At 34.9% G+C, this 23,290-nt stretch carries 18 protein-coding genes; 5 read left to right on the forward strand and 13 right to left on the reverse strand.

Annotated features, from left to right (window positions below; genetic code table 11):
* Positions 1–45: 45 nt before the first annotated feature.
* From BM201_RS06805 to BM201_RS06830, 6 genes are all read right to left on the reverse strand, one after another.
* The gene (locus BM201_RS06805; protein WP_092540931.1) at positions 46–594 is read right to left on the reverse strand and encodes a type 1 glutamine amidotransferase domain-containing protein; all 549 of its coding nucleotides are present in this window, start codon (positions 592–594) and stop codon (positions 46–48) included.
* A gap of 243 nt (positions 595–837) precedes the next feature.
* Positions 838–1,857: a YihY/virulence factor BrkB family protein gene (locus BM201_RS06810; protein WP_092540933.1), complete on the reverse strand. Its 1,020-nt coding sequence runs from the start codon at positions 1,855–1,857 to the stop codon at positions 838–840.
* A complete protein-coding gene (locus tag BM201_RS06815; protein WP_092540935.1) occupies positions 1,854–2,375 on the reverse strand; it encodes a DinB family protein in 522 nt (173 codons plus the stop codon). The genes BM201_RS06810 and BM201_RS06815 overlap by 4 nt, the downstream gene beginning before the upstream one ends.
* 3 nt (positions 2,376–2,378) lie before the next feature.
* Positions 2,379–4,961 carry a phosphoenolpyruvate carboxylase gene (locus BM201_RS06820; protein WP_092540937.1) on the reverse strand — a complete coding sequence of 861 codons (2,583 nt, stop codon included), beginning with the start codon at positions 4,959–4,961 and terminating at the stop codon, positions 2,379–2,381.
* 92 nt (positions 4,962–5,053) lie between these two features.
* Positions 5,054–5,533 carry an Lrp/AsnC family transcriptional regulator gene (locus tag BM201_RS06825; protein WP_013072138.1) on the reverse strand — a complete coding sequence of 160 codons (480 nt, stop codon included), beginning with the start codon at positions 5,531–5,533 and terminating at the stop codon, positions 5,054–5,056.
* Positions 5,534–5,609: 76 nt separating this feature from the next.
* Complete coding sequence (locus BM201_RS06830) at positions 5,610–6,773, reverse strand: M14 family zinc carboxypeptidase (RefSeq protein ID WP_092540939.1); 1,164 nt, start codon at positions 6,771–6,773, stop codon at positions 5,610–5,612.
* A 278-nt stretch (positions 6,774–7,051) separates the two neighbouring features.
* On the opposite strand from BM201_RS06830, the gene BM201_RS06835 reads away from it, so the two are divergent.
* Positions 7,052–7,495 (forward strand): helix-turn-helix transcriptional regulator, encoded by a 444-nt coding sequence (locus tag BM201_RS06835; protein WP_092540941.1) that lies wholly within the window; start codon positions 7,052–7,054, stop codon positions 7,493–7,495.
* A gap of 31 nt (positions 7,496–7,526) precedes the next feature.
* Entirely contained in the window at positions 7,527–7,901 is a 375-nt protein-coding gene (locus BM201_RS06840; RefSeq protein ID WP_092540943.1) for a DNA topoisomerase IV, read from the forward strand.
* A 22-nt stretch (positions 7,902–7,923) separates the two neighbouring features.
* On the opposite strand, the gene mscL is transcribed toward BM201_RS06840, so the two are convergent.
* The 7 genes from mscL to BM201_RS06875 all read right to left on the reverse strand — a co-directional run bounded on the left by mscL (position 7,924) and on the right by BM201_RS06875 (position 16,952).
* Complete coding sequence (mscL, locus tag BM201_RS06845) at positions 7,924–8,376, reverse strand: large conductance mechanosensitive channel protein MscL (RefSeq protein ID WP_092540945.1); 453 nt, start codon at positions 8,374–8,376, stop codon at positions 7,924–7,926.
* On the reverse strand, positions 8,376–11,006 hold the full coding sequence (locus BM201_RS06850) for a DNA gyrase/topoisomerase IV subunit A (RefSeq protein WP_092541534.1): 2,631 nt from the start codon (positions 11,004–11,006) through the stop codon (positions 8,376–8,378). Before BM201_RS06850 ends, mscL begins: the two co-directional genes overlap by 1 nt.
* Positions 11,007–11,015: 9 nt before the next feature.
* On the reverse strand, positions 11,016–11,498 hold the full coding sequence (locus BM201_RS06855; protein ID WP_092540947.1) for a hypothetical protein: 483 nt from the start codon (positions 11,496–11,498) through the stop codon (positions 11,016–11,018).
* Between the two features lie 2 nt (positions 11,499–11,500).
* Positions 11,501–13,357 (reverse strand): DNA topoisomerase IV subunit B, encoded by a 1,857-nt coding sequence (locus BM201_RS06860; RefSeq protein WP_092540949.1) that lies wholly within the window; start codon positions 13,355–13,357, stop codon positions 11,501–11,503.
* A gap of 271 nt (positions 13,358–13,628) precedes the next feature.
* Positions 13,629–14,723, reverse strand: coding sequence for a redox-regulated ATPase YchF (gene ychF, locus BM201_RS06865; RefSeq protein ID WP_092540951.1), 1,095 nt, complete (start codon positions 14,721–14,723; stop codon positions 13,629–13,631).
* A 178-nt stretch (positions 14,724–14,901) separates the two neighbouring features.
* Positions 14,902–16,101: a hypothetical protein gene (locus BM201_RS06870; RefSeq protein ID WP_092540953.1), complete on the reverse strand. Its 1,200-nt coding sequence runs from the start codon at positions 16,099–16,101 to the stop codon at positions 14,902–14,904.
* Positions 16,102–16,220: 119 nt separating this feature from the next.
* Positions 16,221–16,952, reverse strand: a complete 732-nt coding sequence (locus BM201_RS06875; protein ID WP_092540955.1) for a class I SAM-dependent methyltransferase — start codon at positions 16,950–16,952, stop codon at positions 16,221–16,223.
* A gap of 329 nt (positions 16,953–17,281) precedes the next feature.
* Between BM201_RS06875 and BM201_RS06880 the strand changes: the two genes are divergently transcribed.
* Genes BM201_RS06880 through BM201_RS06890 form a run of 3 tightly spaced genes read left to right on the forward strand, consistent with a single transcriptional unit; the run spans position 17,282 to position 22,974 of the window.
* Positions 17,282–18,241, forward strand: a complete 960-nt coding sequence (locus tag BM201_RS06880) for a glycoside hydrolase family 43 protein (protein WP_092541536.1) — start codon at positions 17,282–17,284, stop codon at positions 18,239–18,241.
* Between the two features lie 32 nt (positions 18,242–18,273).
* Positions 18,274–20,568 carry a GH92 family glycosyl hydrolase gene (locus BM201_RS06885; protein WP_092540957.1) on the forward strand — a complete coding sequence of 765 codons (2,295 nt, stop codon included), beginning with the start codon at positions 18,274–18,276 and terminating at the stop codon, positions 20,566–20,568.
* A gap of 9 nt (positions 20,569–20,577) precedes the next feature.
* Positions 20,578–22,974, forward strand: coding sequence for a GH92 family glycosyl hydrolase (locus BM201_RS06890; protein WP_092540959.1), 2,397 nt, complete (start codon positions 20,578–20,580; stop codon positions 22,972–22,974).
* Positions 22,975–23,290: the final 316 nt, after the last annotated feature.

Raw genomic sequence — 23,290 nt, forward strand, 5'->3', positions numbered from 1 at the left:
GGAGCTTAAGCTCCCTTTTTCAATATTCCAAATTTCATTAAAGAATTATGCATGCTGATAATCGTGCTTTCCTTCTTTAATTTCTTCGATTAATTTATCATTAAATGCTGGTAGATCATCTGGTGTTCTACTGGTTACAAATCCTTCGTCTACAACTACTTCTCTATCTACCCAAAGTGCACCTGCATTTTCAAGGTCTTTTTTAATTGCCGGGTAGGATGTCATCGTTCTTCCTTCAACAACTTCTGCGTTTATCAAAGACTGTGGTCCATGACAAATAGCTGCTACGATCTTACTCTGTTTAAAGAAATCTCTTATAAAAACCAAGGCATCTTCGTTAGTACGTAAGTTATCTGGATTTAAAACTCCACCAGGTAATACCAAAGCATTGTAATCTTTAGCAGTAACTTCGCTAACAAGTTTATCAACTTTAATATCTTTTCCCCAGTTATCTACATCCCAGCTTTTTATAGTTCCAGACTTGATACTTACAACATCTGCAGTAAAACCTGCTTTTTCTATCGCTTCTTTTGGAGAGGTTAACTCACTCTCTTCAAATCCGTCTGTCGCTAAAATTGCTACTCTCTTATCCATAATTTTTCTTTTTTTGGTTCAATTTCAAATTTAAAAACTAAGCATAGAAGACTGTATTAAAGACCTTTTAAAATTGCGATGATTGCAAGTTAATAAGCGTTAAACTTTAATATTCTTAACGCTTATTAAGAAAAGCAGGTTTCTTTTGACATTTATTTAAAAATGGTTAATGTGGTTTAAATTATTTTGCCACAACCTCAGAAAGCTTTTTTTATTATTTGGGAAAATCTAATTGGTTAATATTTATGATTCTGAATCTTTTTTAGATTTCTTGGCAAAGCGAAGATTTTCTTTAAGTTTATCAATAATTCTTTTCTCTTCTTTTATTTGAACTTTTTTCTTTTCAAGCTTTTCCATTTCCTGGTAAATAGCAGGCTCCCCGTTTTTACCCATCTGAATTTTTTCATTTTTAACCAGTGCGTACTGTACGGTAAATTCGGCTCCGTAAAATAATATCATGCAGGCGTAATATACCCAAAGTAGAATTAAAACCACACTTGAAGCACCACCATAGACCGAAGTTGGCTCACTGGCACCAAAATAAAAGCTTATTAGGTATTCACCAATTAAGAATAGAAGCGTTGTTAGACTTGCTCCCCAAAAAGTTGTTTTCCATTTAATCTTTATATCTGGAAGAATTTTAAAGATCGACATAAATAAACTGGTGATTACTAGAAATGAGATTACAAAATTGGCGATATCTAGCATCGCTCCGGTAACATTAGGCGCTATAAAATGAATTCTTTCTTTGACCACATTAAGCAAAGCCGAAATAACTAAGGAAACAAGTAATAAAAGCCCAACGACGAGAATCATCCCAAAAGAAATTGCTCTGTCCAAAAGAACACCCCAAAAATCATTACGCTTTTCAGCTACGTTCCAAATATTGTTCATCGCAAGCTTCAGCTGAACAAACACTCCGGTTGCACCAAATAATAACATTCCAACACCAAAAATGATCGCAAATGTTGAATCCTGAGAAAGCCAGGCGTTAGAGATCATTTTTTCTATCGCATCTGCTGTACCGCTACCAATAAATCTGGTGATTTCTTTAGTAATTCTACCTTGTACAGCATCTCTTCCGAAGAAATAACCTGCAATACTTACTACGATGATCAATAATGATGGTAAAGAAAATAGCGTATAATAAGCAATAGTAGCACTACGGGAATAAGGTTCATTTTTATTCCAACTATTAAAAGCTTTAACCAGAAGTTTGAAAAAAGCTTTTGTAGATCTAATATATTTTGGGGTATCGCTCAAATGCTATATCGCTCTTGTAAAATTTTTAAATGATGTTTGGTATGCCCAATAATTATAAAGCCAATTGCTCTAGGTGTTGCTGAAGATCCGTTCATTTGTCCAACCTGCTTCAACATATCTTCTGTAAAGGAATCAAATAAAAATAAAGTCGATTTTCTTACAATTTCGAATTCATTTTTTAAGCTTTTTAAGCTTCGATTTTCAGCTCTGCTAAAAGTTACGTAAGCATCATGATCAAATCCCTGTAAAGCTTGTGATTCTCTTCTTGCCAGGCTTAAGGCTCTAAACTGAAAAATTCTTTCCACGTCGATCAAATGCTGAAAAACTTCAGCTATCGTCCACTTATCTTCGGCATATTTATAGCCTAACTTGGCTTCTTCTAATCGCTCTAAGATTTCTGAAACTTCTTTCAGGTTCTCTAAAAATAATGTCCCCAAAGAACTCTCTTTGGGGACACTCTTAATATAATTTTCATAGAACGGATTATATTCTGAAGCATTCAACTGCTCTACCGTCATAATCTATGCTGAATTTCTACTTGCATTAATATTACCATATAAAGATCTAGTCACCATTTTTTCGTATTCATCTAAACGATCTGTATCATTACCGTCTTGTAACTGCTGTACCATTCTTAACGCGTGTTGCTGAATAGTAAGTAAAGGCAATACAATTCGCTCTCTGGCCTGAATAGAAGCTCTCATCGCTGGTTCATTTTCCATAAGTTCTTTATAACCTGTTACTTTAAGCAACATTTCTTTAGAACGGATGTACTCGGCATGAATAAGTTCCCAAAATTCACCAAACTCTTCATCATCTTTCATGTAAGAAGTTAGTTCGAAGAACGATTTGGTTAAACTCATCATACTATTTTCCAACAGTGTTTTAAAGAATATCGAATTATTATAAAGTTGTTTTACTTTATCAAACTCACCGTTATCCTCATACTTTTTCAACGCAGTTCCTACTCCAAAAAATCCAGGAACGTTTTGTTTTAACTGGCTCCAACTTCCTACGAAAGGAATAGCTCGTAAATTATCTAAATTTAAAGCCTTGTTATTTCTTTTTGAAGGACGGCTACCAATATTGGTCTTAGCATAATACTTTAGCGTACTCATTTTTTCCAAATACGGAATAAATCTTGGATGCGCTTTAAAATCCATATAAGTATTATAACTAGACTCGGCAAGATCTACCATCGTAGCGCGATCTTCTTCAGATAAGTTATTTTTACCCTCGTTAAAGATCTCGTTAGAAACACCGGCACTAATTAACTGCTCCAGGTTATACTGGCAACTATCTTGAGTTCCGAAATTACTACTAATCGTTTGTCCCTGTACGGTTAATTGTATTTCTTCGTTTTCGATAGCTGAACCTAAAGAAGCATAGAACTGGTGAGTTTTACCACCTCCACGAGCTGGTGGTCCTCCACGTCCATCAAAGAATGTTACTTTAATATCGTATTCTCTAGATATCTCTGTTAATTCCTGCTTAGCTTTATAAATACTCCAGTTGGCCATTAAATAACCACCATCTTTAGTACCATCACTAAAACCAAGCATTATGGTTTGCTTATTTCCTCTTCTCTCTAAATGCTCACGATATACAGGGTTACTGTATAAGATCTTCATCACATTCGGCGAAGCTTTTAAATCTGGTACTGTTTCAAATAAAGGAATGATGTCTACAGTAGGCTCGTCCCAACCGCATAATCTTAAGAATGCAAAAGGTTCTAAGATACTTTGCGGAACTTCACTGTGACTAATTATATATCGATTAGCACCTTTTTCACCATTACTCTTCTGAATTTCCTGCATGGCGTGAATTGAAGAAATGGTTGCTTTCCCCATCCCATCTTCACTATCAAATTCATCTGCAGAAAGGTTTCCTTTAACTTTGGTAAGGATTTCTATTTGCTCCTCATCTGAAAGTTCAGGATAATTTTTAGGAATTAAATTATCACCTCTTTTCTCACAAACTTCAATGATTTCTGAAAGTACTTCTTCATGAACACCGCTATCCTGACGAATATCTAAGGTTGCTAAATGATAACCAAATAGGTTTACCTTATTCAATAGATCATCTACTTCATCAAGGAATAGAGACTGATGCTCATCAATTAATACTTCTCTGATGGAGTGTAGCTTACCTTTTAGTTCTTCAAGTGATAGTTTAACGCTTCCACCTTCAGATACTGCACCTTCGTAAAGTGCTCTTTCGATCTCCTCGATCGTTTCATTAACGCCTTCAAAAGTTAATCTTCTTTTTAGTTTACGAGCATCACGATAATAGCAAAATAAAATGGTGCTCTTAAGTCTCTTAGCAACCTGTAAAGTAATATTTGTTGTTACAAAAGGATTTCCGTCTCTATCTCCTCCTGGCCAAAAGCCTAATTCTATGATCTCGTTACCAACGCTCTCTCCATCAAACATGTTTTGTTGGATATAGCTATATATCTTACTAACACTTTGGTAAAATACATTTTCGAAATACCAAATAAGACTTACCGCTTCATCAAAAGGGGTTGGTTTCTCTTTTTTAAAAAAAGGTGTTTTACCTAATTGGGATAAAAGCTGTTTGATTTTAACCAGATCATCATTTTGGATAGCTTTATCCAGATCTGTGATGATTCCCAGTACAGCGCCTGGATAAAATTGTGTTGGATGCGCAGTTAAAGTAGGTCGTACTTTAAATCTACTTAAATATTCTTTAATTCTTTCGGTCTGATTTTGAGACTCAGACTCCTCTTTCATATTTCTTAGCGTCCCAATCCCATCCATATTATTTACGATTGGAAAAGCCGCATCCTCAATAGCATCAAATAATACTACCTGTCTTTCTATATATTGTATGAACCTAAACAAAAGATCATTCATTTCTTTTTCTGAAGGATCGTCCAGATATTTTTTGAAAAAAGCCTCTACAATTTCAGAGGGATTTTTCTTTTGTTTAAATCCTTCCTCGCAAACTTCCTGAAACAATGGCAATAAAGAACCAGTTTTCCGGATGTCATTAAAAGGTAGGGTTAGAAAAAGACTGTTATAAATTTGATACTTAGAAAGAACATTCTCATTAAAACGCTCTAACTTAGGTTCTCTGTGCATAATTTTTGGTGTTTAGTTGTTTTAAAATTATAAAAAAACCCTTCAAACAAAAGAGCCTAAAGGGTTTTTAATAAAAGTTTAATATTCTATCCTTACAGCTCTTTAAAAATAGAATGCATTAAACGTTTCTTATCGTTAATGCTTTCTTCTAAAGAGATCATAGTTTCTGTACGGTAAACTCCTTCAATATCATCCAATTGGAAGATAATTTCTTTAGCATGCTGTGTATTACGAGCTCTCACTTTACAGAAAACATTAAATTTTCCGGTGGTTACGTGAGCAACAGTAACAAAAGGGATTTCATTAATTCTTTCTAAAACAAATTTGGTTTGTGAAGTGTTTTTAAGGAAAACACCTACGTAAGCGATAAACGCATACCCAAGTTTTTGATAATCTAGCGTTAAAGAAGAACCTATTATGATTCCCGCTTCTTCCATTTTCTTTACACGAACGTGAACTGTACCGGCAGAGATCAAAAGCTTCTTAGCGATATCTGTAAACGGAGTTCTAGTATTCTCGATAAGCATGTCGAGAATCTGGTGATCTGTTTCGTCTAATTTAAATTTGGCCATTTTCTTAACTTCTTTTTATTATATGAAGTTCAAAAATAATACAAAAACTTTGAAGTATTTATAATTTTTTGAAGAATTAATCACATTTAACCATTAAAATCTCTTTATTTAAGAATATTTTATCAACTACAACGTTTGCGACTGGTGTTTTATGCCCCGCCAACTCTAAGATTTTACCGTTTCCATCGATCTCTCTATGACCATATTTATCAATTTTATCCTCAATATTTTCAATTTTTGGTATAAATTCTACTGTATTACCAATTAATTTTTCTGAAAATTGAATAGATACATCTTTAATTCCGTCTTTAATTCGAACGTTTTTGATTAAAATATCATTGAATTTCTTATCGTTTTCTGGAATATCAAAGTAATTTTTAGTACTAAAATCCAGGTAAGTTCCTGTAGCAATGCTTCTTAATGAAGAAATAATACTTGCCGCTGCAAATTCACGTGTCGTTTCACGAGTATAATCGTTAGGAAAATGCCCTTCTTCAAATAAAATCGTAGGCACACCTTCACTCTGAAATGTATCACCCGTACAATTTAAATTAAATCCGTCGTCATAACGTCCAATCTGGCCTGGTAACACATCTTTAAGATCTGCAGCTATTTTAGCGATCACCTTCATACTTTCACTTCGCTTTACAGTTACTTCCCGATCTTTATCTTCAGCTGGAGTTAAAAAAGACATAACAGCCGACTTATCTGTAGCTCCAGCGCTAAAAATAGTACGTTGCCCGTGTAAGTTCAAACAAAAATCTGGCTTAATATCATCGAATATTTTCCTTAAAATCCGACTTTCTGGCTGGGTTAGATTTTGTGCATCTCTATTAAGGTCTACATTGTTATAATTTAAGCGAGTATATTTTCTAGATCCATCTGGATTAAGCATTGGGATGCAATACAAGCTAATATTCTTTAATATATCACTTGTTTCTACAGTTTTAAAGTTAATTAACGCATTTATCACGTCTAATGTGGCTCTAGTAGTGGTAGACTCGTTACCATGCATTTGCGACCATGCTAATACTTTAATCTTGCCACTACCAATCTTTAAAAGATGTATAGGCTCCTTATTAACTGAATAACCAATTTTAGATAATTCAACATCTTTTTCGAATTCATTCAATATTGGTTGAATATGAGACTGATTTATATATCGATCTTTAATTTGATCGAGTTTGAATTCTGGATACCGATCCATTATTCCTTTAATTGAAGCTGAATAGTTTTTCATGTTGACAAAAGTAAAAAACCTATATTTTACAATTGTAAACAATACGAATATATCATTTTGTTTACAATTGTAACTCAACAGTCATATACGGCACGACTTTCACTTGGATTAAATCCTATAACTAGTTTTAGCGATTTTAAATATTATATTTTTAGACTTTTAAATATATTTATTTAAAGTAAAAGATTTAAACACACTCTTGATTTACATATGTGATTTGTTACTTTGATTTGAATTGTTTACATTTGTAAATAAGTTTTTTATAATGAAATTTTACAATGGTAAACACGAAAGAGTTTACAAATAGATTAAGGGAAATCATCGAATATTACGATCTCAGTGCCTCTTCTTTTGCAGATAAAATTGAGGTTGGTCGTTCTTCGATTAGTCACCTACTGTCCGGAAGAAATAAGCCCAGCTTAGAATTTGTAATGAAGATTGTAAAAACCTTTCCCGAGGTTGAACTTTATTGGCTATTAAATGGAAAAGGAACATTCCCTAAGACTGAAGAATATACCGTTGGAAAAAATGCTAACCCTAAAGTATCTGGATCAAAATTAGAGTCCGCATCCAAAAATTCGGAAGATGATCTTTTCTCCTCATCAAGCGAATCAAAGACTGAAGATAAAAGCCTTGTAAATCTTCCAAACAGAAAAGATAAAAAGATTGCTAAAGTCATTATTTTCTATGAGGACGGTACTTTTGACGCCTTTGAAAATTGAATATTCAAGGCTTTTAGATTAGTTTTGTGGTATGAAAAAATTAATCTTTCTAGCCCTTTCTTTATTATTTATAAGCTGCTTTGAGCCCGAAAAGAATTGCCAGGATTTCCGTACAGGAACATTCGAATTTCAAACTTATTTAAATGGCGAAATGGTTACTTCGCGTTTTGTACGTACCGATAGTTTAGAAATAGATACATTTCAGGGAAAAACAGATACTTCCTCAGTTCGATGGATCAATGATTGCGAATTTGTACTAAAAAACCTCCATCCTAAGAATATGCAGGAACGCCAGGCGATTCATATGCGTATCATTAAAACAGAAAAAGACGGATATACTTTCGAATACGGGAAAGTGGGCGATCCCCGTAAAGAACGAGGATCTGTTTATAGAGTTACTGATTAATAGTCACAATTAATGTAATCATTTATTTTACGTTATTACGCAGCAATTCATTTTGCTCCTTAATAAGATCGTTCATATTGGAGAGTAATTCTATATCTTTTGGAGTGCTTACTTTCTTATTCTTTGGGTCCTGGGCTTTAGCTCTAAATCGATTCATAAGCTTTACGACAATAAAAATGGTAAAACCGATGATAAAAAAATCGATCAAGGCTTCGATTAAAGCTCCATAAGCAATGGCAACTTCTTCAACAATTTTCCCTGTAGATGAGGCATCAGCTTCTACTGCTTCTCTTAAAACTATTTTACGGTCTGAAAACTGAATCCCATCGGTCATTAGACTTAAAGGAGGCGTGATTACTTGTTTTACCAGTACATCTATCACTCTATTAAATGCGGCCCCTACAATTACCCCAACCGCAATGTCGACCATATTTCCTTTTATGGCAAACTCTTTAAATTCCTTAAGTATACCCATTAATCTTCATCAAATAATTTGGTCTGATTTTCTTCTGAAGAGTCCTTATCTTCTTTAAAACTAGTACCCGACTGATTAAAATCTACTGCTTTTTCATCTTCCTTTTCTGTCTCTTCTGGATCTGGTTCATCAGGTAAAGGATCAAGCAAATTAATGGATTTTACCTTATCTGTAGTTAGTTGATTTCCAAGAGCCTTAATCCCTTTTACTGAAATAAACTCTTCAACATTTACCTCTTCGTTTGGACGCCTATCTTTTCCTTTTAATTTCGTAAATTCTATTTCGACCATTGGAAAATAATCGGTAGACACAACCTCTAAATAAGCATTTTCGTGATCGCTTATAAATCGTTCTTCCTTATCTGGATTATCAATTAAAAATCGCTTAACGTAAAAACGCTCTTTTTCTGGTTCCCAATAAATAGCTGAAATTGGCTTTTTTGGGTTCCATTTTTCAAGTACGACCATCTCTTCGTCAAAACGCTTGGTAAGTTCTGGTTTGATAGTTTTTACAATTCCATCCTGAGTGATAATCAACAATCGGTCTTCACCCTTAAATTCCCCTAAAAGCTCTCCGCGTTCATCTACATTTAGACGTTTCACAACGTCATCGAACCAGATCTTTCTTGGTTTCAGGGTAGAGACTCCTTCTTCTTTTAATTCTATTCGCTTAACTGAATATTTTGTAACAATATTCCCTTTTACATTTCTTCCTTTAATCAGGATATCAGCAAAGTCTAATTCGAATTTTAGTTTCTTAATACTACCAACCTGTCTAAGAAAAACCGTTATCACTTCAGCTTCACCATTTGGATTTGCCGAAAAATAAATTACTTTAGAGTCTTTTTTGCCTTGAGTTAAATCGTATTCTCTATCTCTGGTTACCGATGTTACTGCAAAACGTTTTACGTAAGAAGCGCCACCTTTACCATCGCGATAGATCATATTGTAAATTGTTCGCTTATCTTTTTTCTTAAAGACAGCAACATGAATAATATCCTTACCGATAAAAGTTTTAGTATCAACTTTAGTAACCATCATTTTACCTTCAGCAGTAAAACAAATAATATCATCGATATCAGAACAATCGGTCACATATTCGTCGCGCTTTAAAGCCGTACCTACAAAACCTTCTTTTCGGTTTACGTAAAGTTTTGTATTTCTAATCACTACTTTAGAGGCTTCGATATCTTCAAATAAACGAAGTTCAGTTTTTCGTTCTTTACCTTCGCCGTATTTTTCTTTTAGCTTTGTAAAATAATCTACCGCATAATCAACAAGATTGTCTAAATGATGCTTCACTCTTGCAATATCATCTTCAAGCGCATCGATCTTTTGTTGTGCCTTATCAATATCAAATTTTGAAATTCTTTTAATTCGAATTTCAGTAAGCCTTACAATATCATCTTCGGTAACCGCACGCTTTAAATGCTTTATATGTGGTTTTAAACCTTCATCTATGGCTTTAATGACACCTTCCCAGGTTTCTTCTTCTTCAATTTCGCGATAGATCCTCTTTTCTATAAAGATTCTTTCTAAAGAGGCGAAATGCCATTGTTCTTCTAACTCCTCGAGTGTGATCTCTAACTCACGCTTTAATAGATGAAGTGTATGATCTGTAGAAGATCTCAAAATATCAGATACGCCTAAAAATTCTGGCTTATTATCTACAATTACACATCCTAATGGAGATAACGAATTCTCGCATTGTGTAAATGCATAAAGTGCGTCGATCGTTCTATCTGGAGAAATATTATTTGGAAGATGAATTTGAATTTCAACTTCAGCAGCAGTATTATCCTCGATCTTTTTAATCTTTATCTTCCCTTTATCATTTGCTTTTAAAACCGAATCAATTAAACTTGATGTCGTTGTTCCAAATGGAATTTCGGTAATTACCAGCGTATTTTTATCAAGCTGACTAATTTTTGCACGAACTCTTACGCGACCGCCACGTCTACCATCATTATAATTAGAAATATCTGCAATCCCTCCCGTTGGAAAATCTGGAAATAATTTAAATCGCTTCCCTTGTAAGTGCTTTATCGACGCATCAATAAGTTCATTAAAATTATGCGGTAACAAACGCGTACTTAATCCAACAGCAATACCTTCGGCTCCCTGAGCTAAAAGCATAGGGAATTTCACTGGAAGATTTACCGGTTCTTTTTTACGACCGTCGTAAGATAATTGCCATTCTGTAAGCTTAGGATTGTACAAGACTTCTAAAGCGAATTTAGACAATCTGGCCTCAATGTATCTTGGTGCTGCTGCTCTGTCCCCGGTTAGAATATTCCCCCAGTTTCCCTGGGTATCAATTAAAATATCTTTTTGCCCCATTTGTACCATGGCGTCACCAATACTAGCGTCACCGTGTGGATGATATTGCATGGTATGTCCAACAATATTCGCTACTTTATTGTAACGACCATCGTCCAGATCTTTCATGGAATGCATAATACGACGTTGTACAGGTTTAAAACCATCTTCCATGGCCGGTACAGCACGTTCTAAAATAACGTAAGAAGCATAATCAAGAAACCAGTCTTTATACATACCGGTTACTCGCATCAACTCTTCTTTAGGTGTATTTAATTGTTCGTCTTTAGATTCTTCGGGATTCTCTTCCATATCCATATGCTAAGCAACAGCTTTAGGTTTGTCCAAAATACTTTGTAGAGAAGCGACCAGGCCGCGTTTCTTTTTTCTATTTAGAAATGTGGTGTTAAATGTATATTTTTTAAAACCTCTTCGTCTTCTTGATTTGATATATATGGTGATACTAGAATATACACCGTAGTTTGTAAATTTAAAGTTAGCAAGTTTGCGCTTTGGAAATTCGGCTTTACGAACACGATATTCCATAAATTTTGAAAAGAAAACTCCATTATTCTTAAAAATGAGCGTTTCACCGTCACTATCAAAATCAAAGCTCACTCCTATTTTATGTACAAACAGGAATATCAAAAAGGTAACAATATTAGGTACAATATGACTGAATTTAATAGGTTCATCTTGACCTATCAATTCGACATTTACAAAAATGTTGGTTAAAAAAACCGCGACTAAAACTATATAAATTGGCGGAATTATTTTTATTTCATTCTTGTTATTAAACCTCATATTTATAGTTCTTCGATAAGATCTAACTCTACTTTTAGATTATCAATAATAAATTCCTGGCGATCTGGCGTGTTTTTACCCATGTAGAAACTCAGCATCTCTTCAATAGATTTATCTTTATCTAACATCACAGGATCCAGCCTTATATCTTCACCAATAAAATATTTAAATTCGTCTGGAGATATCTCTCCAAGACCTTTAAATCGTGTTATCTCAACCTTTCCTTTAAGTTTTTCTATCGCCTGTCTTCGTTCATATTCTGAATAACAATAAATCGTTTCTTTCTTATTTCTCACCCTAAACAAAGGCGTTTGCAGAATATATAAATGATTTTCTTTGATCAATTCTGGAAAAAACTGAAGAAAAAAAGTGATTAATAACAATCGAATATGCATTCCATCTACATCGGCATCGGTAGCGATCACGATGTTGTTGTAACGCAGATCTTCTAAGGATTCTTCAATATTTAAAGCTGCCTGTAAAAGATTAAATTCTTCGTTTTCGTAAACAATTTTTTTGCTTAGACCGTAGCTGTTTAACGGTTTTCCTTTCAAACTGAATACCGCCTGCGTGTTTACATCTCTCGATTTTGTAATAGATCCACTCGCCGAATCTCCCTCAGTAATAAATAAAGTCGTCTCTAAATAGCGTTCCTTTTTGCTATCACCAAGATGAATTCTACAATCTCTAAGTTTTTTATTATGCAGACTCGCTTTTTTAGCTCTTTCTTTTGCTAATTTTCTAATCCCTGAAAGATCTTTTCTTTCACGCTCTGCCTGAAGTATTTTTCGCTGAAGTTTTTCAGCTGTTTCCTGATTTTTATGAAGGTAATTATCAAAATTGCGCTTTACAAAGTCATTAATATACGTTCGAACCGTTGGAAAATCTCCTCCCATATCAGTCGAACCTAATTTTGTTTTGGTCTGACTTTCAAAAACAGGCTCCATAACTTTGATAGAAATCGCTCCAACGATCGATTTTCGAATATCTGAAGCATCATAATTTTTTCCGTAGAATTCTCTAACAGTTTTTACAAGTGCTTCTCTAAAAGCTGCTAAGTGTGTACCTCCCTGTGAAGTATTCTGGCCATTTACAAAAGAATGATATTCTTCGCTGTACTGCGCTTTACTATGCGTAATCGCAATTTCAATATCATCACCACGAAGATGAATAATTGGATATAAACGATCTTCTTGTTTTAAGGTATCGTTTAAAAGATCTTTTAATCCGTTTTCTGAATAGAACTTTTCTCCATTAAAAATAATGCTTAACCCAGGATTTAGGTAAACATAATTTTTAATCATTTTTTCGATGTACTCATTTCTAAATTTAAAATTTTTAAAAATTAGCTCATCGGGCACAAAGGTTACCTTGGTTCCTCGCCTACGTGAAGTTTCATCTAAAGATTCTTCATCTTTTAGATTCCCTTGTTCAAACTCGGCTGCATGGGATTTACCATCTCTATTAGATTCTACCCTAAAATAAGAGGATAAAGCGTTTACTGCTTTTGTACCAACTCCATTAAGACCTACCGATTTTTTAAATGCTCTGGAATCATATTTACCACCGGTATTCATTTTAGAAACAACGTCTACAACCTTACCAAGCGGTATACCACGACCATAATCGCGCACTATAACTCGTTGATTTTGTACAGAAACCTCGATCGTTTTACCGGCTCCCATTACAAATTCATCGATACAGTTATCTAAAACCTCTTTTAATAAAATATAAATCCCGTCGTCTGCACTAGAACCATCTCCCAGTTTCCCGATGTACATCCCGGGACGCATTCGGATATGTTCTTTCCAATCCAGCGACCGAATATTATCTTCGGTATACTTTGTTTCCTGACTCATGTGTGTAAATAGTGGAGTTTCCCGGCTAATATAACATATACCGGCAAAAGTTAAAACCCTGTTGCGACAAAGTAATTAACAAAGACTTTAGAAAAATTGTTAATTGCTTATTTTTCTTAAAAACTTATCAAATTCGAAATATAACTTCTAGAAAAAAGAAAAACGTACTATCTAAATAATACGTTTTTCTCAAATTCTATAAATCAAAGCTTATTTTTTGCAGAAGCAAAATTATAAGCATTTCTCTTCAGCTGAAATTGCTTTCTAATTTTTACACATTAAATCTAAAATGCATCACATCACCATCCTGAACCACATATTCCTTCCCTTCTACTCGCATTTTACCGGCTTCTTTCACTTTTGCTTCAGATCCTAATTCATTGAAATCACTATAAGAAATAACTTCAGCACGAATAAAACCTTTTTCAAAATCGGTATGGATCACACCCGCTGCTTGTGGCGCAGTAGCACCAACAGGGATAGTCCATGCTCTAACTTCCTTAACTCCCGCAGTAAAATAAGTTTGAAGATTAAGAAGGCTATAAGCACCACGAATCAATTTCGCAGATCCTGGCTCTTCTAAACCTATATCCTGAAGAAACATTTCGCGCTCCTCGTAATCATCAAGTTCAGTAATATCAGCTTCTGTTCCTACCGCAAGTACTAAAACTTCAGCATTTTCTTCTTTCACTGCTTCACGTACACGATCTACATGTTCGTTACCGCTAACTGCCGCCTCTTCGTTTACGTTGCAAACATACATCACTGGCTTATCGGTAATAAACTGTAATGGTTTTATAAACTCTTTATGCTCATCTTCTGTAAAATCTACAGCTCTTATCGATTTTCCTTCTTCTAGACCAGCTTTAGCTTTTAATAGAGCAGCTTCTTCTTTCTGCGCTTCTTTGTTACCGGTTTTTGCCGCACGCTTAACTTTATCAAGTTTTTTCTCTACGGTTTCCAGATCTTTTAGCTGAAGTTCCATATCGATAGTTTCTTTATCACGAATTGGATCTATAGAACCATCTACGTGGACGATATTATCGTTATCAAAACATCTTAAAACATGAAGAATAGCATCTGTCTCACGAATATTAGCTAAAAACTGGTTTCCAAGGCCTTCACCTTTACTGGCTCCTTTTACCAATCCTGCAATATCCACGATCTCTACGGTTGCCGGCTGTACTTTCTCTGGATTCACCAATTCCTCTAATCTTTTAATTCGAGGGTCTGGAACGTTTACCACTCCTACATTAGGCTCGATTGTACAAAAAGGAAAATTCGCACTTTGTGCTTTTGCGTTAGAAAGGCAATTAAACAAAGTTGATTTTCCTACATTTGGTAATCCAACAATTCCGGCTTTCATAAATTAAATTTTGATGCTATTGATTTTGCGGCTGCAAAGATAGGAATTAGATACGAATTTAGCACACCACAAATTCTATATAATATTTTTAAAAAATCAGATTCAAAATTAAACGATTTTAAATAAAAAGGAGAGCCATTGCTCTCCTTCTATTCTTGTAAACATACAAAACCAATTGTTATTCAACAATATACATTTCGTTAGAGGCTTTAATATATTCCTGTGGATTAAAGGTGCTTTCGAAACTATTTTTTACAATATCTAATTTCAGCTCTAGATCGCCCATTCTATCTTTTAGGTATGGATCTTTTTTATATTTATCGATCAAATTTTCGTATTTATTAAGATTCTCAAGAATTCTAAAAGTTATATCTCCAAATCTTATTTTTAAATTCTGCACGGCTAACATCTGGTCGTGATAACTCTGTTTCCAGTTCTCCGGATTTTTTTCGCGTTCCTCGACAATTTTGTTTTCAGCAATTTTTGAAATATCCAGGATATACTGCGTTCTCTTCTTAGCATCGGTCTCATTAGTGAATTTACGTTCAAATGCTTTAAGATCGATCCCTAACATTTGCTCAAAATTCTCTTTCATGGCTTTATCCTGAATGTTCCTGAGTTCATCTAAACTTTTATTGATCGCTTCCCACTCCGTTTCAATAAGATCTTTATCATGAGTAAATTGTGATACAGATGTTGTTAACTTCAACATTTTTATACTTTGTTCACGTAATTCTTTATCTCTTCGGTTTAAAGAATTAATAAATGTTCCTATTCCGTCGAAAAGACTTCCGGCAAACATTCCAACAAAAGGAGTACCCTGACTTAGGTCTCCGGTAACTTCAATAATATGATTTAAAGCGGCCAGGCGCGCATTATCTTCTTCTTCCTCTTTTATATAATTCTGAAATTTACCAAACCATTCCTGGTAACCTTCGTAATGCATAGGATTGCTTACTTCATCTAAAGTCGAATAAAATTCTCTCGAGCTATTAAAAAGATTAAGTGGCTTTATTTCGCGCTCCATACTGGCAAGATTAAGCACGGCCGAACTGTAGTTATATTTGTAAACGCTAACCGTGTTTTTATCGATTTCAGATTGGCGCTCTTCCAAGTATTTTACGCGTTCTAAAAGTTTTTCAACTTTATCTGAAGCAGTTCTGGAATTTTTAATACTCTCATCAAGACTGTTGATTTTTGAATCAATTTCTTTAATTCTAAAGTCAAGATTCTGACTCAAAAGTGTTCGTTCTCGATTCAATTCCTTTAAAACCTGATCGGTTACCCTTTCGTTCGAAGTAGTTTCAGAAAGACTTTGCGACACTGCGTTAGCACTTATCGCCAGGAAAAGGCTTAAGGATAGGGTTAATTTTTTCATTAGTGGTTAACTTAATTGGTATTTAGATTTTCAGCATTTTTTGTGCCAAGGCTAAAATATTAAATTTTCACCGATCTCTGAATCACAGGTTTTAGTACAAGGCTTAATCTTATCATTTTTTAAAAAAGTTTACCAATTCTAAAGATTATTGGGAATTCTATAAAATTTTGATCTCCAAAACTATCTTTTAGATCATCATAAATATCATCTACAGGGTTAAAGCCGTTTTTGTCTGAAAAATGCTTAACGGCAGACCATGTTTTTAGATATCCAATTAGCCGTGCGAACTCCCACTCTTCTTTAAAATTTATCTTTGGAGTTTCAATTTCTTTAAACGGAAAAGCAATGCTCGTATAAGCATCGTCAAGATATTTTCGCTCCTCGTCCCAGTAAGGTCCAATAACATCGTAATAAAAATGATCGATTATTTTATTGGTTTCAGGATTACTTCGGAATAAACTATAACCCAAAATCGCTAAAATTCCATCTGGTTTTAACGTCCGCTTCACTTCAGTATAAAATCGATCAAAATCAAACCAGTGAATAGCTTGCGCAACGCTAATTAAATCGAAAAATTGATCTGGAAAATCAACATTTTCAGCAGGCTGAATGCTATAGCTAATATTCGATAATTTTGGTGCTTGTTTTAGCTGATTTTCGCTAATATCTGTAGCTTTTATATCATCAAAAAACTTAGAAAGTTCTTTGGCTACTTGCCCATTCCCCGTCGCACAATCCCAGGCATTTTCAGTGCCGTTTAAATGTTTCTTTATTTCGTCGAATATCGCTTTTGGATATTGTGGTCTATAATTAGCATAGTTGGCCGACTGATGAGAAAAATTATCCTTCATAATATCGAATTTCAACTGAAAGATATTAAAAGGCTAAATAAATACTCGTAAAAAAATGAAATGCCTATAGTATTTATATTTGAAATTTCTGAAGAATAAGATTTTTATAACACTAAGTATAACTTAACGAAAAATAAAAAAAGTCTACAAATTTGGCTAATATCAGTCCTTGGAAACATTACAGGCAATTATAATTTTTACGAGTACAAATTATTTTTCGTAAATAGTAAAAAATTAAAAATTCGTTAAAATTTTAGCTAAAACGATTTACTTATTAAGCTTTATTTTTGTATAATAGCAATCTGAAAACAAATCAGAATTCTACTATCATGAAAAAATTTAGTATAATCCTAACAATACTTTGCTTTTCAGGAATTTTTGCACAGAATAACAACCCTGTTTTTTCAGGTTGGTATGCAGATCCTGAAGGCATAGTTTTCGAAAATGAATACTGGATCTACCCTACTTATTCTGCTCCTTACGGGAAGCAGGTGTTTTTCGATGCCTTTTCATCACCAGATCTTGTAAACTGGACTAAACACGAAAAAGTATTAGATACTGCTTCTATTAAGTGGGCAAAGCGCGCAGTTTGGGCACCTTCTATTATAAAAAAAGAGGATAAATATTATTTGTTTTTTGGGGCAAACGATATACAGAGTGATGACGAATTAGGCGGAATTGGAGTTGCCGTAGCAGATTCTCCTGAAGGCCCTTATAAAGATCAATTAGGGAAACCGCTTATTGGCAAATTTCATAATGGTGCACAGCCAATAGATCAATTTTGCTTTAGAGATAAAGATGGCCAATATTACCTTTACTACGGCGGTTGGGGACATTGTAATGTAGCAAAACTAAACGATGATTTTACTGGTTTTGTTCCTTTTGAAGATGGCACTATTTTTAAAGAAGTAACTCCTGAAGGTTATGTAGAAGGCCCATTTATGTTTATTAAAGATGGAAAGTATTATTTTATGTGGTCTGAAGGTGGCTGGACAGGTCCAGATTATTCTGTGGCTTACGCTATTGCAGATTCTCCAATGGGACCATTTAAAAGAATAGATAAAATACTGCAGCAGGATAAAGATATCGCTACTGGTGCCGGTCACCATTCAGTAATAAAACATCCTAAAGACGACGATTATTATATTGTTTATCATCGTAGACCGCTTACAGAAACCGATGGGAATTCCAGAGAAACCTGTATCGATGTGATGGAATTTGATAGCAACGGACATATAAAACCAGTAAAAATTACCAAGGAAGGTGTTGCTGCACATCCTTTAAAATAAATACGTACAATCTAAATTATTCAACATACACTATGAAAAAAAAGTTCTTAACGGTACTGGCTTTCCTTGCCGTATTTAATTATGCGGGAGCCCAAAACCATCTTATAGAATCTGTTAAGAATCCTGTAGATTTTGTAAACCCTTTAATGGGAACAGATTCTAGCCCGGGATTATCTAACGGAAACACCTACCCTGCCGTTGCTGTGCCTTGGGGAATGAATTTATGGACGCCACAAACAGGACCTATGGGACATGGTTGGGCGTATACTTACAATGCCGATAAAATACGCGGATTTAAACAAACGCACCAACCATCACCCTGGATGAACGATTATGGGCAGTTTTCTTTAATGCCTGTTACCGGCGGAATGAAATTTAACCAGGATGATCGTGCAAGCTGGTTCTCTCATAAAGCTGAAGTTTCTACTCCTTATTATTATAAGGTATATTTAGCAGATCACGATGTAACGGTTGAACTTACGCCAACAGAGCGTGCTGCTCAATTTAAAATGACTTTTCCTAAATCTGATAGCTCTTACGTAGTTATCGATCCTTTCGATAAAGGTTCTTATGTAAAAGTTATTCCTGAAGAAAATAAGATCATTGGTTACACGACAAAATATGCTCGCGGAAAACTAACTAATTTCAAGAATTATTTTGTTATTGAGTTTGATAAACCGTTTAGTGATGTAAACACCTGGGAAGGTGATAAATTAGCTAAAGGGCAGGCTGAAATGGAAGCAGATCATGCTGGTGCTATCGTTGGTTTTGATACTAAAGATGGAGCTGTTGTAAATGCAAAAGTGGCTTCTTCTTTTATTAGTTTCGAGCAGGCGCAGTTAAACTTAGACCGTGAAATTGCAAAAGACGATTTTGAAACTACAAAGCAAAATGCACGTGATAACTGGAATGAAAAACTGGGAAGACTAGAAGTTTCTGGCGGAACTATAGATCAGGTTAGAACTTTCTATTCTTGTCTTTACAGAACTTTATTTTTTCCAAATAAACTATACGAGATCAACAAAAATGAGGAAATCGTCCACTGGAGTCCTTATAATGGAGAGATTCTGCCAGGCTATATGTTTGCTGGTACTGGCTTTTGGGATACGTTTAGAGCTCTTTACCCTTTCTTAAATTTAGCTTATCCTTCTATCAATAAAGAAATGCAGGCCGGTCTTGCGAACGATTATAAAGAAGGTGGATGGTTACCTGAGTGGTCTAGCCCAGGTTATGCTAATATTATGGTTGGTAACAACTCAGCTTCAGTAGTTGCAGATGCTTACATTAAAGGTTTAAGAGGTTACGATACAGAAACTTTATGGGATGCATTGGTAAACGGTGCTAATAACGAAGGGCCTATGTCTGCCGTTGGTCGTGCAGGAGCTCCTTATTACAATAAATTAGGATACGTTCCTTACGATGTTGGAGTTAACGAAAGTGCTGCAAGAACTTTAGAATATGCTTATGATGATTTTGCCATTTATCAATTTGGTAAAGCTATAGGGAAACCTAAAAAAGAGATTAAGATTTATGCTGAAAGAAGTATGAATTATAAAAATCTTTTTGATCCAAGTTATGGATTAATGAGAGGAAAAAACGAAGATGGTAGCTGGCAGGAAGATTTTAATCCATTTAAGTGGGGTAATCCTTTTACTGAAGGAAATAGCTGGCACTACAGCTGGTCTGTTTTTCATGATGTTGAAGGCTTAATTGGTCTTATGGGTGGTAAAGAAGATTTTGTTAAGAAACTTGATTCTGTTTTCTCTATGCCTCCAATTTTCGACGAAAGTGTCTACGGTGGCGTAATTCACGAAATTCGTGAAATGCAAATTGCAGATATGGGACAATATGCACACGGTAACCAGCCAATTCAGCATATGATCTATTTATATAACTATGCAGGTGAACCTTGGAAAACTCAGAAATGGGCAAGAGAAACTATGGATAGAATGTATAAAGCAACTCCAGATGGATATTGTGGCGATGAGGACAACGGGCAAACTTCGGCTTGGTATGTATTTTCTGCGCTAGGATTTTACCCAGTTACCCCGGCTGTAGATCAATATGTTATGGGAGCTCCTTTATTTAAAAAGGTAACCGTAAATCTAGAAAATGGAAATAAGATCGAGATCAATGCGCCTAAAAACAGTGATGACAATAAGTATATCGACAGCATGAAAGTGGATGGTAAGTCGTATAACAAAAACTATTTGAAACATTCAGATCTAGTTGATGGAGCTACGATAAATATCGAAATGAGCGATTCCCCAAATAAGGATCGCGGGACCAAAAAAGACGCTTTCCCTTATTCATTTTCTAACGAATAGATTTTATTTATGACTATAAGTTCATTTAAGAATAAAACTCAGTTAAAAAAGGGAGTCCGACTTTTAGGCGCTGGTATTTTACTAAGCTCTTTAAGTTTATATACTTCCTGTAAAGACGCTGAAGCCGAAGAAAACTCGGTTTCAGTATCTAAAATAAAAGATGCCAAGGATTTTGCGCAATATGTAGATCCTATGATTGGTACAGCTAAAATGGGACACACCTATCCTGGTGCAACAGTTCCTTTTGGAAGTGTACAATTAAGCCCAGATACAGATACGATTCCTTATGCCGTAGATGGTCATTACAATCCAGATGTATATAAATATTGTGCAGGTTATCAATATGAAGATAAAACCATCGTTGGTTTTAGCCATACTCATTTTAGTGGTACAGGACATTCAGATCTTGGTGACTTTTTAATTATGCCTACCATAGGAGATCTTAAATTAAATCCTGGTACAGCTACGAATCCAGAAAGTGGTTATCGTTCCAGATTCTCTCACGATAAAGAAAATGCTGAAGCCGGTTATTATAGCGTGATGTTAGATGATTATAATATCAAAGCTGAAATGACCGCTACTTCAAGAGTCGGGATGCATCAATATTCTTTTCCTGAAGCGGAAGATGCGCATATTGTTTTCGATTTAATGCATGGTATTTATAACTACGATGATAAAAACGTATGGACATTTGTACGTGTAGAAAATGATACTTTAGTAACAGGATATCGCCAAACCAATGGTTGGGCAAGAACGCGCCGTGTATATTTTGCAATGTCTTTTAGTAAACCTATTAAAGACTACGGAAGAGCAAGATACGATCGTCAGCCTTATGGTGGTTTCTGGGGAAAATTCGATCAGTCTAAAAACTTCCCTGAAATCGCAGGAGAGAAAATTAGAATGTATTTCAATTTCGATTTAGAACCTCAGGAAAAATTAAAGGTAAAAATGGCCATTTCTCCGGTAAGTTCGAAAGGCGCTCTAACAAACATGAAGGAAGAAACTCCGCATTGGGATTTCGAACAGGTTAAAGCAGATGCCAAAGCAAACTGGAATAGAGAATTGAATAAAGTTCAGTTATCTTCTGAGGACGAAGATGAGTTAACTAACTTCTACACCGCTATGTATCATGCATTTTTAGGTCCTACAGAATATATGGATACCGATGGTAAATATATGGGCTTAGATATGAATGTGCATGAAGCTGATGGATTTACAAATTATACCAGTTTCTCACTTTGGGATACCTATAGAGCGCTACATCCTTTGTTCAACGTTTTACAACCAGAACGAAATGCAGATATGGCCGAATCTATGATGGCGCATTACGACCAAAGTGTACATACAATGTTACCTGTTTGGTCGCACTATGCCAACGAAAACTGGTGTATGATTGGGTATCATAGTGCTTCGGTTTTAGCTGATGCTATTGTAAAAGGAAATGCAGATTTCGATCAGGAACATGCATTAAAAGCCATGGTAAATACGGCAAGAACCAGATATTATGATGGTCTAGGTTATTATATGGATATGGGTTACGTTCCAGAAGATAAAAATGGATCTTCAGTATCTAAAACCTTAGAATATGCTTATGATGACTGGGCAATCGCTCAGGCTGCTAAAAAGCTTGGTAAAACCGAGATCTACGAAGAGTTTATTAAAAGAGCCGAAAACTACAAAAATGTTTACGATGCTAAAACTGGTTTTATGCGTCCTAAATTAAGTGATGGCACTTTTAAAAAGGATTTTGATGAATTAAATACGCACGGACAAGGATTTATTGAAGGAAATAGCTGGAACTACAGCTTATACGTTCCTCACGCTCCTGCTGAAATGATAGAAATGATGGGCGGAAAAGATCAATTTTCGCAACATTTGGATTCACTTTTCACGATGGAACTTCCTGATAAATATTTCGAAAATACTGAAGATATTTCTCGTGAAGGGATTATTGGTAACTATGTACACGGTAACGAGCCTTCGCACCACGTGGCTTATCTTTATAACTGGACCAATACCCCTTGGAAATCTCAGGATAAAATTAGAATGATCCTGGATATGAAATATCAAACAGGATCTGATGGACTTAGCGGTAACGACGATTTTGGCCAAATGAGTGCATGGTATATTTTTAGTAGCCTAGGCTTCTACCCTGTTGCTCCAGGATCTGTAGATTATGCTCTAGGAAGCCCTGCAGTTAAGGACGCTAGTATAAATCTTGATAACGGTAATACTTTTAGAGTAATTGCTGAAAACCAAAGTAAAGAAAATGTGTATGTTGAAAAAGTAGAATTGAATGGCGAGGAATTAACCAAACCTTTTATCTCCCATGACAATGTAATGAATGGTGGTGAACTTAAATTCTACATGACCAGCAAACCAAATACAGATTTGTTTATTAATTAGTTTGTATAGTTTATATTGTTTTGAGTGTTGAAAAGCGGGCAATTTGCCCGCTTTTCTTTTTCTATATTAAATAAATATTAGTCTGCGAGGAGAAGACCTTTTTAGAAATGCGATAGACCGAAGAAGTGCTGTTATTAACGGAGTGACGCAGGAAATTAGAAACTTTTACGACACCCGCCAATTCTGGCTAAGTGTTAGTTACAAATTTGGAAATGACAATTTAAAAGTAAGGTCTCAACAATCTGGAAATTCAGATATCGAAAGACGTGCAGGTGGTTGATATTCGATAAAATAGCGATACTTTTTTTCGGTTTTC

It is taken from the genome of Zunongwangia mangrovi, assembly GCF_900112105.1.
GTDB lineage: Bacteria > Bacteroidota > Bacteroidia > Flavobacteriales > Flavobacteriaceae > Zunongwangia > Zunongwangia mangrovi.